Source organism: Mesorhizobium sp. M0991, from assembly GCF_040318915.1.
Classification (GTDB): Bacteria; Pseudomonadota; Alphaproteobacteria; order Rhizobiales; family Rhizobiaceae; genus Mesorhizobium.
Window position 1 is genome coordinate 45432 of sequence record NZ_JAMYNE010000014.1, and the last position, 14787, is coordinate 60218.

Sequence of the window (14787 nt, forward strand, 5' to 3'; positions counted from 1 at the left end):
ATCTCGATGCGAACCGATGTCACTGGCATTCGGCCTAAATCCGCAACTGATCCGGCGCGAAGCTTTGAAGAACCTGGCCCATGGTGCTCGTGCAACAGTAGCTCGCCATCAAGCGTGACATCTGGAGTGGGGCACAAGTCGGTCCGCAAAAGCATCATTTTGTCCTAACACCCTGTTAACCACATGCTCGCTGAAAAGTATCCGATTAACCTTTGAGGCGCTTATGACCGCTATGTTTCGTGGCTTGCTGTTCAGTATGAGCTGTGTAGATGTGCGGATTCGGGGGCTATTTCGGTTCAGTCCGGGATGCGGAAGCTTTGCTTGCGCGCATGACGTCCGCGATCGCCCATCGCGGGCCGGATGAACAAGGGAAATTCGTAGCGCCCGAGGCAGGACTTGGGCATGCGCGGCTGTCGGTGATTGGAATTGGTGATGGCCAGCAGCCGATGTCCGACGAAACCGGCAATTTGACGATTGCGTTCAACGGCGAGATCTTCAACTACGTGGAATTGCGCGAAGGGCTGCTGGCCAAGGGCCGACGCTTCCGCACGTCGAGCGATACAGAAGTTCTCCTGCAGCTGTATGACGAGATGGGCGAAGACTGCCTGTCTCTCCTGAAGGGTGATTTCGCCTTCGCGATTTGGGATAACCGGCGGCGGCGGATGGTGCTTGCAAGAGACCGCATGGGTGTTAGGCCGCTGTTCTACACCAGCAGCGACGGAGTGCTCTACTTTGCGTCGGAGATAAAAGCCCTGCTGAAGGTACCCGGCATCTCGGCCGAAATCGATCCGATTGCACTCGACCAGATCTTTACGCTGTGGGCGCCGATCGCTCCACGCACGGCTTTCCGCAATATCCACGAGCTGGAGCCGGCAAGCGTGATGATCGCGACACAGGGGCAAGTGACGGTCAAACCATACTGGCATCTGGACTATCCTCATCGAGATGCGCCATCGAAGATCACCAATGAGGATGACGCGGCCGAAGAACTGCAGGCCCTTTTGACCGACGCGGTGAGGCTTCGCATGCGCGCCGACGTGCCGGTCGGTTCTTACCTTTCGGGCGGGCTCGATTCATCCCTCGTTTCGGCACTCGCGGCCGGCATGACTCCTCTTAAGCTGCAGACATTTTCCGTGACGTTCGACAGTGCTGAGCATGACGAAAGCGCCTTCCAGACCGAAATGGCGTCAGCACTTGGCACGCGCCATCGAACCATAGCCTGCCGTGCCGGCGATATCGCCGGTGTGTTTCCCGAAGTCATCCGCTTTACCGAGCGGCCGATCATCCGCACCGCCCCGGCGCCCCTTTATCAATTGTCCGGCCTCGTTCGCCAGGCCGGTTTGAAAGTAGTGCTGACAGGCGAAGGCGCCGACGAGGTCTTTGCCGGCTATGATGTCTTCAAGGAAGCGCGGGTTCGCCGTTTCTGCGCACGACAGCCAGCATCGCGCATAAGGCCACAGCTTTTCCGCAAGCTTTATCCCTATCTGCCGGGTCTGCAACAGCAGTCCGTAGAGTACCTGGCCGCGTTTTTCGGCACCGGCAGCGCTGCCCTGGACGATCCGCTGTTCTCCCATCGGCCGCGTTTCAAGACCACATCAGCGGCGAAGATGTTCTTTTCCGGTGACCTGCGCGCGACATTGAGGGGGTATGACGCGGCCGAGGACCTGGCCAGCCGGTTGCCTGAGGCGTTTTCCCGGTGGCATCCGCTGCATCAGGCGCAATATCTCGAAACCCGCTTTCTCCTGCCGGGCTACATCCTCTCCAGCCAGGGCGATCGCATGGCCATGGCGCACGGTATCGAAGGGCGTTTCCCCTTCCTTGACCATCGCTTGGTGGAGTTTGCGGCGAGACTTCCGCCGGAAATGAAGCTGAAGGGATTGGTGGAAAAACACATACTGCGCAAAGTTGCCAAGCACCTGCTTCCGACGGCCATCCGGGAGCGCACCAAACAGCCTTACCGAGCGCCGGAAGCCCGCTCCTTCGTTGGAGCCGGAGAACTGGACTACGTGCGCGACTCGCTCAGCGAGGCGAGCATCGCCGCCGGAGGACTATTCAACGCCAAGGCGGTGGCGAACCTGCACGAGAAATGCCGCTTGCAGCCAGCGTCCGGATTCCGCGACAATGCGGCCTTCGTCGGCATCTTATCGACGCAACTGTGGCAGAAGATTTTCACCGGCCAAAAGGTCGGTGCAGCACGAGCGGCCTGAGAAATCGAGGGAAGGAAACATCATGGTAACAATCAAGGACAAGGTCAAAACCTTTATCGTCGACAACTTCCTGTTCGGCGACACGTCCTACGAGCTTGCAGACACCGCATCACTGATCGAGAACGGCATCATCGACTCGACGGCCGTGTTGGAGCTCGTGGCATTCATAGAGGATGATTTCGGCATCGCGATGGTCGATGCCGACATCGTACCGGCCAATCTGGATTCGATTGACCGCATCTCAGCCTTCATCGAGGCAAAAGCAGAAGCGTTGGCAGCGTAGGCGCCATCGGCGAGGAGCGTCCGTGCGGATCGAACATTTTCTGACGGCGAAGGCCGCTGCCCATCCAGCCAAAACGGCATTGATCACCGAGCACAAAAGGCTGTGCTACGAAGAGCTGGACGATCTCTCGAGCCGCCTGGCCGCCGCCCTTTTCATGAATGGCGTCAGGCGCGACGACCGGGTGCTGATCTTCATGGACAATTGCTGGGAGGCTGCGGTTTCGATTTTCGCGGTTCTTAAAGCAGGCGCGACGTTCAGTCCGATCAACGCATCCACCAAGGCCGAAAAGCTGGCCTACATCATCGCCGATTGCGATGCGGCCGCGATCCTCACGCAAGCAAAACTGATGCCCGTGGTCGCCGAGGCGTCTGGATCCTCCGGCAAGACGTCCTCCGGCAAGACCGGCATCTTCGTGGCTTCCACCGTTGCTGCCGATAATCAATGCCCGGCAGGTGCCACATCGCTGGCGGATTGCTTGACGTTCCAAGCCAGGGAGATTGACCATCGCGGCATTGACGTCGATCTTGCGATGTTGATCTACACCTCGGGCTCGACCGGCCGGCCCAAGGGCGTGATGATGACGCACCGCAATTGCGACGCGGCGGCCAACTCCATCACCACTTATCTGCGCAACTCGCCAGACGACATCATCTTGAATGTTCTGCCCCTCGCCTTCGACTACGGCCTCTATCAGCTGCTGATGGCTGTCAGGCTCGGCGCCACGCTCGTGCTCGAGAAGTCCTTCGCTTTTCCCCAAGCGATATTTGAACGCATCCGCCAGGAAGGCGTCACCGGGCTTCCGCTCGTGCCCACGATGGCAGCGATGATCCTGCAGATGAGGGACCTGGCGCCGGGCTTCCTGCCCAGCCTTCGCTATATTTCCAACACGGCGGCTGCCTTGCCGCCGCCTCACATAGAACGCCTTCGGTTCCTTTTCCCCGGTGTCAGGCTCTATTCGATGTATGGCCTGACGGAATGCAAGCGCTGCACCTATCTGCCGCCCGAGGAGCTCGACCGCCGGCCGGGTTCGGTCGGAATAGCCATTCCGAACACCGAAGCCTTTGTCGTCGACGACCACGGGCAACGGGTGCCGTCGGGCGTAGCAGGTGAGTTGGTCATTCGCGGGCCGCACGTCATGCAGGGTTATTGGCGAAACGAAACTGCGACGGCACGAGCCCTGCGCCCGGGTCCGAACCCTTGGGAGAAGGTTCTCTACACCGGCGATCTATTCAGGGCCGATGAAGAAGGCTTTCTTTATTTCGTCGGCCGCAAGGACGACATCATAAAGTCGCGGGGAGAGAAGGTGGCGCCCAAGGAAGTGGAAGCCGTGCTTCATGCTCATCCGGGCATCGCGGAAGCGGTGGTTGTCGGTGTGCCGGATCCCGTGCTCGGGCATGCGATCGGCGCAGTTATCGTACGGTCCGACCCGGCGCTGAGCGAAAAGGATATCATACGTCACTGCGCACGCCACCTTGAGGACTTCATGGTCCCCAAGGTCATCGAGTTCCGCCGCGAGCTGCCGAAGACCGATACCGGCAAGGTCAGCCGTCGGCTTGCGGCAGAAACAATGGAGGCCGCGCAATGAATGTTCGCCCGACCGAGGATGCGCGGACCTTTCTGGCGCAGGCTCTGGCGATCGACCTGGCCACCGAAACGGACCGTATCGTAACGGCCTTGCGCCAGCAGTTGCGCGGGCTTCGCAAGCGGGGCCTTGTGCTCGGTCTTTCGGGCGGGATCGATTCGAGCGTCTCGGTCGCGTTGGCGGCACGAGCCGTCGGCCCCAAGAATGTGCTTTGCCTGTTCATGCCGGAAAGCGATTCCGATCCTGAAAGTCTGCGGCTCGGCCGCCTCGTCGCCGAAACTTTTGGTGTCGAGGCTGTGACGGAGGATATCGGGCCGATCCTGCGCGCAATGGGGTGCTACAAGCGTCGCGACGCCTTCATCCGCGAATTGGTCCCGGAATACGGCGAAGGCTGGGCCTCGAAGATCGTGATCGCGAACGTCCTTGAGGGCGGGGATTACAATATCTCATCCCTGGTGGTGCAGGATCCGGAAGGCAAGCAGACGAAACTGAGAATGCCGCTGCCTGTCTATCTCGGCGTCGTCGCCGCTACCAATATGAAACAGCGCACCCGCAAGCAGATTGAATACTATCATGCCGATCGCTTGAACTTCGCCGTTCTTGGAACGCCGAACCGGCTGGAATACGATCAGGGTTTCTTCGTGAAGAACGGTGACGGCGCCGCGGACGTCAAGCCGATTGCCCACCTCTACAAAACGCAGGTCTATGCGCTGGCGGCCCATCTCGGCGTTCCGGAGGAAATCCTGAACCGGCCTCCGACAACCGATACCTACTCGCTGGCGCAGACCCAGGAGGAGTTCTACTTCTCGCTTCCTTATGACCGTATGGATCTTTGCCTTTACGGTCTCAACAACGGCGTGGCGGCTGAGGTGGTGGGGCAGGCGGCGGGGTTGGCCGCCACACAAGTGGAACGCGTCTGGGCCGATATCATCGCCAAACGCAAGGCGACGCGTTATCTGCACCAGCGTCCGCAACTCGTTGATGACGTCGAGGAAATCGGCACCTGACAAACAGGTAGGGCGGTGTGGCACGGTCCGATTTGAACGCGTCCCGTTTTAGCTGAAACGGCTGCCGATCAGCCGGCTCCACTGCTCGCCCGCAAGCCCATTCAGGAAGACGTGCGAGTTCTTCATGGCGTCCAAAAGCTCTGGATCGCGTGAATGCACCACCGTTGAGGCAACGGTCAGGAAAGCGATGCGTCGTCCAAGCATCGCCTCCAGAAGTGCAGGTTGAATGCGTCCGCGCAGGCCGCTGACGCCGCGCGCGGCGGCATGATCGATCAGGCAATCTATCACGGAGCCCGCCTGGCCGGGGAGGGCGAGGATCTGCAGCACGCGACCGATTTCATACTTCCGTGCGTAATAGGCGAAAGCGCCGACATTGGTGCCGACTGGCGACGTCACACAAACGTAGACAAGCTCGCCCAGATCCGGCTTTTGTGCCGCATCGGTCAGGATGTGGTCGAGTTGGTCTTCCGTCCAGTCCGGCCGCAGGGCGAATTGAGCGGTAAACGGCTCGATGAGCTTGGCGAATGCGTGGCCGTCGATTTCGGATGTACGAAATGCTCCGTGGCCTGCCCCATCCACCGCCACACCCGACCAGCGTCGTTCGCTGGACGTCATCCTCCTGCAATAAAATCGGTCGACTGCACGCGCCAACGGATTGAGCATTCGGGCAAGCGCCATGCGATTGGCGGAAAGGCTGAGCATGAAGGCCGCGGGGCGCATCACGCGGACCCAGTCAAGGCTGTATTGCGGCAGGACCACGCCGCGCAGCCGCGTCCACAATTTCACGGAGATATCGTTGGCCGTCTCGCTGAAGGAGATGTCCTGCGGACCATCCAGGTAAGCTTTCAGCAAGCGGGCGCCGGCCAGCGGATCGTGCTCATGGTCTTCGACCATGAGCGAGCTACAGATGGCGGCGCGTAGTTGTCGGCCGTTGAACGTCATCGGCAGCACGTGGACACCAACAAATCCGGAGACGCGACCGGCGTTGTTGACGTGGACAAGCGACCGGAGGTCGTCTCCGCAACCGGGCGCATCCAGATAAAACCGTTTCATGTATTCCACGAGAGAGGCCGGCGCTTCGGTCCTTTCCTTCAACAGCACGCGCTGAAACATGTTCGCGACTGCCGGGAGGTCGGCGCCTTGCAAGGCGCGAATGACGCTCAAACCCGGCTCCCGCCACCAAAGTCCCGTCCACCGAGCTTCCGGGCCAAGGCGACGCGAGGCACGAGAACATCGGACGCGAGTTCCAACTCGACGCCCATGAAGCCGTGCAACCTCGACCAGTTGCGATCGCCCCGGTGACTGAACGGAGTGCTGAATTGCTGCGGCAAGGTGGACCCTTTGCTTGACCGTCGAAAACCGGCGTCATTGCTGCTAGCAGATTCAGGTAAACCGATATTAAAGTCGTTGCTTTGAATGGTAGCGAACCAGGTTGTCCGGCCTCACACCTGGACATCAGCAATTTTGGTTCCGGGCGGACTCTACACGACCAGCGGCATGAGTTGCGTGCTCCACGTCGAACCGTTTCGGCTGGCCAAAGTTTCGTGTGGCGGCTCTTGACTGGGGGCGCGGGCGTAATACGGTGAGGACAAATACCGGCTCTGGCCGCCGGGCGGCAAGAATGCCTCGTATGCCTCGCCTTGCGGCGGTGGCTGCGGGGCATTGTCATTTTGAGGCTTTGCTTGAAACGGCATATCGAGATCGGCATTCTCTATTCGCGGTCCGGCAACTACCGGCTGGTGTCCGAATCCTGCCGTGCGGGTGCGGTGAACGCCATCGCCGACGTCAACGCCGATCCCGCTATCCCATTCGAATTTATCCCGGTCGAGCGCGACCCGCAGGGCAACATCGATCGGTATGCAAGCGGCTGCGCGGACATTCTCGCCAACAGCGGCGCGCGTCACATCATTGGCTGCGTCACCTCGTGGAGCCGCAAGGAGGTCATTCCAATCCTGGAAAGGGCAGGCGGCACGCTGTGGTACGCCTGCCCGTACGAGGGCTTCGAAGCCAACGAGCATGTCGTCTACACGCACGCCTGCCCCAATCAGCATCTCGTACCGCTGCTTGCCTATGTCGTGCCTCGTTTCGGCGCCGACGGCTTCCTGCTCGGTTCCAACTACATCTGGGGTTGGGAGACCAACCGCGTGGCGCGCGACCTGATTGCGGACGCTGGCGGCAAGGTGCTGGGCGAACGCTATCTGCCGCTCGGCGAGGTCGATGTTGCGCGGCTGATCGCGGAGATACAGGCGACGAGACCTGATTTCATTCTGAACAATCTCATCGGCCCGTCTTCCTATGCGTTTATCGCCGCCTATGCCGAGCTTGGCCGGAGCGACCCGCATTTCAGGCCGGAGCGTTGCCCGATCCTGTCCTGCAATCTCACGGAATGCGAATTGCCGGCGCTCGACGGGGCAGGCGATGGTCATCTTTCCGTTGGGCCCTATTTTCACGACACCTCGGGGGCGGATCGCGGAGCGGCTTCAGTGTCTTCCGTCATGCCTGCCTCATCCTTCGAGGCGGCGGCTTATGCCTCGGTGCGCACGCTCGCCGAGATCCTCACCCGCAACCCCGGTGCGCAATGGACGGACCTTCCCAAGGTCTTTGCCGGAACATCATTTCGAACACCGCTGGGCGACATCGCCATCGACCCGCAAACGCAGCACGCTACCTTGCCGGTGCAGATCGGACGTATCGATGGAACATCGTTCAAAACGGTCACGCTGACGAAGGGCGTGGCACCCGATCCCTACCTTTCCCGCTATGACCGGACGGAGACGTTCGGGCGGCCACGCCTGCGGGTGGTGTCGTGAGCAAGATGGCGCGTATCCCGAACCTTGGAGGCGCCAGGGCTTTTGTCCTGCATCGTCCACATCCGACCGTGCAGGCGATCACAAGGCAATTGTCGGCCATCGGCCTTGAGGCGATTGGCTTCTGGCCGGAACTGCCGGCCGAAGCCTTGGCGGCGGACTTCGTTTTCTTCGACGTCGACCTCGGCTTTGACGAGCAATTTCCGTGGAAGCCGGGCGAGGCACCGATGCCGCTGATAGCGCTGATCGGCTCCGAGGCGCCGGGGCGTGTCGAATGGGCACTGTCGCACAAGGCCGATGCCCAATTGCTGAAACCGGTCGGCAATGCCGGCGTCTATAGCGCGCTTTTGATCGCAAGGCAGAGTTTCGAGGCGCGCAAGCTTCTGGCCAGCGAGATCGCCTCGCTTCGTCAGCGCGTCGCGGAGCGCCAGACCATCGTACGCGCCGTGGAGGTCTTGTCGAAGGGCGCCGAGGACGGCCGCGCCTATGCGCAGCTCCGCTCGCTGGCGATGAGCTGGCAAATCAGCGTCGAGGACGCCGCGCGCAGGATCGTGGCGATGACACAAAAAGAAGGCGACGATGACCAATCCGATCGCGCCTGAGCTCTCAGCCGCCGGGCGCATGCCAGCCAAGCCTCGCGCCGGCGTCTGGCGACGTCTGCTAAAACGGCCTCTCGCTTTGCTCGGCCTCGGGATTATTGCCCTTGTCTTGGCCGGCGCCATTCTTGCACCGTGGCTGACAGGCTACGATCCGAACGAGCAGATGTTCGACGGGCTCACGCTTGAAGGCGCGCCACTGCCGCCGGGAGCCCAGTTCTGGCTGGGCACCGACCTGCTTGGCCGCGACCTGCTGACCCGTCTCCTCTTCGGTGCGCGCACGTCGCTGATCATCGGCATCGTCGCCAATGGCGTGGCGCTTCTAATCGGCACGCTGGTCGGCATCACCGCCGGCTATTTCCGCGGCTGGATCGGCAGCGCGCTTATGCGCTTCACCGATTTGATGATGGCCTTCCCGGCGCTGCTGCTCGCCATCTGCCTGGCGGCGGTGCTCCAGCCGAGCCTGTGGATCGTCGCCATGGTGATCGCATTGGTGAACTGGGTGCAGACCGCCCGCGTCATCTACACCGAGACAAGTTCGCTCGCCGAGCGCGAGTTCATCGATGCCGAGCGCACTATCGGCGCAAGCGCCCCACGCATCCTGTTTCGTCATATCCTGCCGCACCTTTTGCCGACGATCATCGTCTGGGGCACGCTCGGCATCTCGACCACTGTGCTTCTGGAAGCGACGCTCAGCTATCTCGGTATCGGCGTGCAACCGCCGACTGCTTCCTGGGGCAACATCATCTTCGAAAACCAAACCTATTTCCAGGCAGCGCCCTGGCTGGTTTTCTTTCCGGGTGCGGCGATCCTGGCGCTGGCGCTAGCCTTTAACCTGGTCGGCGATGCGTTGCGCGACATTCTCGATCCGACGCAAAGGGGGCGGGCATGATCGCCTATCTCGGCCGTCGCGTTGTCCAGTCCGTGCTCATCTTGCTCGGCGTCTCTCTGATCACCTTTGCGTTGCTCTATCTGCTGCCCGCCGATCCTGTCCGCCAGATCGCCGGCCGCAGCGCCACGCCCGAGACAGTCGAGAACATCCGCCGGCAGCTCGGCCTCGACCAGCCCTTTGTCGTCCAGTACTGGCACTACCTGACCAGCCTGCTCAGCGGCGATCTGGGTCGCTCCTACATTCAGCGCTCGGAGGTCACGGAGCTGATCGTCTCGCGGCTGCCGGCAAGCCTGCTGCTGATGGTCGGCGCCATTGCTTGCGAAGTCGTGATCGGGCTGACGATGGGCCTCATCGCCGCCGTCAAGCGTGGCACCGCAACCGACCAGTCGCTGATGGTCGCCTCCTTCGTCGGCGTCTCGGCGCCGCAATTCGTCGTCGGCCTGCTGCTGCTTTACGTGTTCGCGGTGCGGCTCGGCTGGTTCCCGATCGGCGGTTATGGCACCTGGCGTCATCTGGTGCTGCCATCGCTGACCATGGGAATTCTCGGCGCCGGCTGGTACGCCCGCATGATGCGCACGTCGATGATCGACGTGCTGCGCCAGGATTACGTGCGTACCGCGCGTGCCAAGGGTCTTGCACGCAGCGCCATTATCTTCCGTCACGCGCTGCCCAACGCCATCCTGCCGGTCATCGCCATGATCGGCATCGACATCGGCATCTTCATGGGCGGCATCGTGGTTGTCGAAAGCGTGTTCGGCTGGCCAGGCATCGGCCAGCTAGCCTGGCAGGCCATTCAGCGCATCGATATTCCGATCATCATGGGGGTCACCCTGGTTTCGGCCTTTGCCATCGTGCTCGGCAATCTCCTGGCCGACACGGTCGCACCGTTCATCGATCCACGCATCAAGCTCAGATGAAAACAAAGAAAACCAGAGAAAGGGAACATGACATGGGAAAATATCTGATATCGACCGTGGCGGCATCGGCGCTTGCGCTGGTGCTTGGCATGACAAGCGTACGCGCCGAAGGCGCCGTCGATCCGAATGCCAAGCAGGGCGGCGCGATCACCATCACCTATAAGGACGACGTCGCCACGCTCGATCCGGCCATCGGCTATGACTGGCAGAACTGGTCGATGATCAAGAGCCTGTTCGACGGGCTGATGGACTACGAGCCGGGCACCACCAACCTGCGGCCCGACCTTGCCGAGAGCTACGAGATTGCGCCCGACGGCAAGACCTTCACCTTCAAGCTGCGCCACGGAGTGAAGTTCCACAATGGCCGCGAGATGACCGCCGACGATGTGAAATATTCGCTCGACCGGGTCACCAATCCAAAGACACAGAGCCCGGGTGCCGGCTTCTTCGGCTCGATCAAAGGCTATGACGACGTCGCTGCCGGCAAGGCGGAAAGCCTGGCGGGCATAACCGTCGTCGATCCCTACACGATCAAGTTCGAGCTGACCCGGCCGACGCCACCTTCCTGCATGTCATGGCGATCAACTTCTCGCATGTCGTGCCGAAGGAAGAGGTCGAAAAATACGGCGCGGACTTCGGCAAACATCCGGTCGGCACCGGCGCCTTCAAGCTCGCCGAATGGAGGCTCGGCCAGCGCGTAGTTTTCGAGCGCAACCCGGATTACTGGCACAAGGGCCTGCCGCATCTCGACAAGATCACCTTTGAGATCGGCCAGGAGCCGATAGTGGCGCTGCTGCGGCTGCAGAAAGGCGAGATCGACGTTCCCGGCGACGGCATTCCGCCAGCGAAATTCCAGGAGGTGATGGCCGATCCCGAGCAGAAGGCCCGTGTCGTCGAGGGCGGCCAGTTGCACACCGGCTATATCACCATGAATACCACCATGGCGCCCTTCGACAATGTGAAGGTGCGGCAGGCGGTCAACATGGCGATCAACAAGGACCGCATCGTCCAGTTGATCAACAACCGTGCGGTGCCGGCCAATCAGCCGTTGCCGCCGTCGATGCCCGGCTATGACAAGGAATTCAAGGGCTATCCCTATGACGTGGCCAAGGCCAAGGCCTTGCTTGCCGAGGCCGGGCATCTCGACGGATTTGACACGCAGCTGTTTGCCATGAACACCGATCCCAACCCGCGCATCGCGCAGGCCATTCAGCAGGATCTGGCGGCGGTCGGCATCAAGGCCAGCATCCAGTCGCTCGCGCAGGCCAACGTCATCGCCGCCGGCGGCGACAAGTCCGGCGCGCCGATGATCTGGTCCGGCGGCATGGCCTGGATCGCCGACTTCCCCGATCCGTCGAACTTCTACGGCCCGATCCTCGGTTGCGCTGGTGCCGTCCCAGGCGGCTGGAATTGGTCGTGGTATTGCAACAAGGAGCTCGACGCCAAGGCAGCCGAAGCCGACTCCATCGTCGACCCGGCCAAGGCTGGCGAACGCGCCAAGATGTGGAGCGAGATCTACGGCAAGATCATGGAAGACGCGCCCTGGGCACCGGTGTTCAACGAGCAGCGTTTCACCATGAAATCGGCCCGCATGGGTGGCGCCGACAACCTCTATGTCGACCCGGTCCACATCCCGATCAACTACGACAATGTGTATGTGACCGATGTGCAATAACTGCGACTACACCATCCACGGGCGCCACCATCATTTCGGCTGGGACAATTCCTTTGTCCCGACCGAACGGGTCGCGCCAGGGTCGACGATCGAGTTCCAGTGCCTGGACTCGTCCGGCGGGCAGCTGACGATGGAGAGCACCGTCGACGATGTTGCTTTGCTCGACTTCGCCAAGGTGAACCCGGTTACTGGGCCAATCTATGTCGACGGGGCAGAGCCGGGCGATGCCCTGAAAATCACCATCGAGGCGTTCAAGCCGTCCGGCTTCGGTTGGACGGCGAATATCCCGGGATTCGGTCTGTTGGCGGATGACTTCACTCAACCGGCACTGAATATCTGGAAGTACGACGCCGCCTCGCTCGAACCGGCGCTGTTCGGCAAGAGCGGCCGGGTGCCGCTCAAGCCCTTCGCCGGCACCATCGGCAATGCCCCGGCTGAGCCGGGTCTGCATTCGGTGGTCCCGCCGCGGCGCGTGGGCGGCAATCTGGACATACGCGATCTTGCTGCCGGCACGGTGCTCTACCTTCCCGTAGAAGTCGCGGGAGCGTTGTTCTCGGTCGGCGACACGCACGCCGCGCAAGGAGACGGCGAGGTCTGCGGCACGGCGATCGAGAGCCCCATGAACGCCGTGCTGACGCTCGATCTGGTCAAGGATGCCCGGCTGCGGACGCCGCGTTTCACAACGCCCGGTCCGGTGTCGCGACATCTCGACGCCAAGGGCTATGAGGTGACAACCGGTATCGGGCCGGATCTCATGGACGGCGCCAGGAGCGCCGTCTCGCAGATGATCGACCTGCTCTCCGGCCGCTACCGCATGGATCCGGTAGACGCCTATATGCTCGTGTCGGTTTGCGGCGACCTGCGCATCAGCGAGATCGTGGACATGCCCAATTGGGTGGTTTCTTTCTACTTCCCCCGCTGCGTCTTTGAATGAAGGTGGAGGACATCAAACGATCCGGGCAGGCCGCTGCGGAGAGTGGCTCCGTCAGGCCGGTACTCAGCGTCTCAGGTCTGAGCGTCGCCGTACGCGGCGAGGAGGGCGAGCGCGACGTCGTTTCCGACCTCACATTCGGCCTGATGCGCGGCGAAACGCTTTGCATCGCCGGCGAGTCCGGTTCCGGCAAGTCGATGACGGCGCTGGCCATCATGGCCTTGCTGCCGCAGCCGGCGGCACGCATCAGATCAGGCTCCATCCGGCTCGGCGATCAGGATCTCGCGGCTCTCAGCGAGAGCGGTATGCGCCGCATCCGCGGCGACCGCATTGCCATGATCTTTCAGGAACCGATGACATCGCTCAATCCGGTTCTTTCCATCGGCCGTCAGCTCACGGAGGCGATCGAGGCACACACCTCGCTGTCGCGCTCCTACTCGCGGCTGAGGGCGCTCGAGGCGCTGAGGCAGTACGAATTCCGGATGCCGAACGGCGGCTCGAGAACTATCCGCACGAACTCTCAGGCGGCATGCGCCAGCGCGTGATGATTGCCATGGCTCTGGCCCTGAACCCGGATGTGCTGATCGCCGATGAACCGACGACCGCCCTCGACGTCACGGTTCAGGGCGAGGTGCTGGAGCTGCTGCGCGACCTGCAGCGCGGGCACGGCACCAGCGTTATCCTGATCACGCACGACATGGGCGTCGTCGCCGAAATGGCGGACCGCGTCATCATCATGCGCGATGGCCGGATGGTCGAGCAGGGCAGGGCGACCGACATCTTCACCCGCCCGCAGGCCGACTATACGCGCGAGCTTCTGGCCGCCGTGCCGCGCATCGGCGGCGGACGGAAGGCCGAAGACCGACAAGATGCCGCCAACATGCCGGCCGAGCTTGTATCTGTCAGCGATCTTCACGTCCGTTTCGACCTGCACGGCGGCTTCTTCGGCCGCGTTGACCGCAGGGTGCACGCGGTCGAAGGCGTCAGTTTCTCGATCGCCCCGCACGAAACCCTGTCGCTGGTCGGCGAATCGGGCTGCGGCAAGTCGACGACGGCCAAGGCGATCGCCGGGCTGGTGCCCTACACCGGCAGCATTTCAATCGGCGGCCACGACCTGTCGGCGCTCAGTCGAAAGGAGCGCAAGGCTGTACGCCGCAATGTGCAGATGATCTTTCAGGATCCCTTCGCGTCCCTCGATCCGCGCATGCGAGTAGGCGATCTCGTCGCCGAGCCTCTGCTGATCCACGGCATCGGCGACAGAGAGCAGCGGCACGCCCAGATCGCCGCACTGTTCGAACGTGTCGGCCTCTCCGCTGACCAGATGGAGCGCTATCCCCACGAATTCTCCGGCGGGCAGCGCCAGCGAATCTGCATTGCACGGGCGCTGGCGCTGCGACCGAAGCTGATCATTGCCGACGAAAGCGTTTCTGCCCTCGACGTGTCGGTGCAGGCGCGCGTGTTAAGGTTGCTGAAGGAGCTGCAGCGCGAATTCGGCGTCGCATATCTCTTCATCTCGCACGACATGGCAGTGGTGGAGAACATCTCCGATCGCGTGGCGGTAATGTATCTGGGGCAGATCGTCGAGATGGGCACCCGCGACCAGATCTTCTCCAACCCGCGCCATCCTTACACAAAGCGGCTGATCGAAGCCGTTCCGGTTCCCGATCCAGGCCGCCGGCGCGCCCGGTTCGCCCGTTTGGACAGCGAAATTCCAAGCGCTGTGCGGCGCATCGGTGAGGAGCCCCGGAAACTCAAGCTCAAAGATGTTGGCGACGGCCACCTCGTCGCCACTGATCGAGCTTAGGCTGCCTCGTCCAGCCAATCCCGCAGAGGCTCGGGGACAGCTGCATACGTGATGTTCGAGCAGCGGAAAATGATCGGCGATGGCGC

10 protein-coding genes and 2 pseudogenes are annotated in these 14787 nt (G+C 61.8%); 11 read left to right on the plus strand and 1 reads right to left on the minus strand.

Going from position 1 to position 14787, the window contains the following annotated elements:
- The first annotated feature begins 269 nt into the window (after positions 1-269).
- The 4 genes from asnB to nadE are packed head-to-tail and all read left to right on the plus strand — an operon-like array spanning position 270 to position 5079.
- The gene (asnB, locus tag NKH70_RS20575; RefSeq protein WP_352716469.1) at positions 270-2207 is read left to right on the plus strand and encodes an asparagine synthase (glutamine-hydrolyzing); all 1938 of its coding nucleotides are present in this window, start codon (positions 270-272) and stop codon (positions 2205-2207) included.
- A 19-nt stretch (positions 2208-2226) separates the two neighbouring features.
- Positions 2227-2490, plus strand: coding sequence for an acyl carrier protein (locus NKH70_RS20580; protein ID WP_352716748.1), 264 nt, complete (start codon positions 2227-2229; stop codon positions 2488-2490).
- A 22-nt stretch (positions 2491-2512) separates the two neighbouring features.
- The gene (locus NKH70_RS20585) at positions 2513-4075 is read left to right on the plus strand and encodes a class I adenylate-forming enzyme family protein (RefSeq protein WP_352716471.1); all 1563 of its coding nucleotides are present in this window, start codon (positions 2513-2515) and stop codon (positions 4073-4075) included.
- Entirely contained in the window at positions 4072-5079 is a 1008-nt protein-coding gene (nadE, locus tag NKH70_RS20590) for an NAD(+) synthase (RefSeq protein ID WP_352463914.1), read from the plus strand. The genes NKH70_RS20585 and nadE overlap by 4 nt, the downstream gene beginning before the upstream one ends.
- A 48-nt stretch (positions 5080-5127) precedes the next feature.
- On the opposite strand, the gene NKH70_RS20595 is transcribed toward nadE, so the two are convergent.
- Positions 5128-6243, minus strand: a complete 1116-nt coding sequence (locus tag NKH70_RS20595; protein WP_352716473.1) for a hypothetical protein — start codon at positions 6241-6243, stop codon at positions 5128-5130.
- Positions 6244-6761: 518 nt separating this feature from the next.
- Between NKH70_RS20595 and NKH70_RS20600 the strand changes: the two genes are divergently transcribed.
- The 7 genes and pseudogenes from NKH70_RS20600 to NKH70_RS20630 all read left to right on the plus strand — a co-directional run bounded on the left by NKH70_RS20600 (position 6762) and on the right by NKH70_RS20630 (position 14701).
- On the plus strand, positions 6762-7889 hold the full coding sequence (locus tag NKH70_RS20600; RefSeq protein WP_352912445.1) for a transporter substrate-binding protein: 1128 nt from the start codon (positions 6762-6764) through the stop codon (positions 7887-7889).
- A complete protein-coding gene (locus NKH70_RS20605; protein WP_352716477.1) occupies positions 7886-8488 on the plus strand; it encodes an ANTAR domain-containing response regulator in 603 nt (200 codons plus the stop codon). Before NKH70_RS20600 ends, NKH70_RS20605 begins: the two co-directional genes overlap by 4 nt.
- A gap of 19 nt (positions 8489-8507) precedes the next feature.
- Positions 8508-9374: an ABC transporter permease gene (locus NKH70_RS20610; protein ID WP_352716749.1), complete on the plus strand. Its 867-nt coding sequence runs from the start codon at positions 8508-8510 to the stop codon at positions 9372-9374.
- Complete coding sequence (locus NKH70_RS20615; protein WP_352716479.1) at positions 9371-10291, plus strand: ABC transporter permease; 921 nt, start codon at positions 9371-9373, stop codon at positions 10289-10291. The genes NKH70_RS20610 and NKH70_RS20615 overlap by 4 nt, the downstream gene beginning before the upstream one ends.
- Positions 10292-10323: 32 nt before the next feature.
- Positions 10324-11966: pseudogene (locus NKH70_RS20620) on the plus strand (ABC transporter substrate-binding protein).
- On the plus strand, positions 11956-12900 hold the full coding sequence (locus NKH70_RS20625; protein ID WP_352716483.1) for an acetamidase/formamidase family protein: 945 nt from the start codon (positions 11956-11958) through the stop codon (positions 12898-12900). Before NKH70_RS20620 ends, NKH70_RS20625 begins: the two are co-directional and overlap by 11 nt.
- Positions 12897-14701: pseudogene (locus NKH70_RS20630) on the plus strand (ABC transporter ATP-binding protein). The gene NKH70_RS20625 and the pseudogene NKH70_RS20630 overlap by 4 nt, the downstream one beginning before the upstream one ends.
- The last annotated feature ends 86 nt before the right edge of the window (positions 14702-14787 follow it).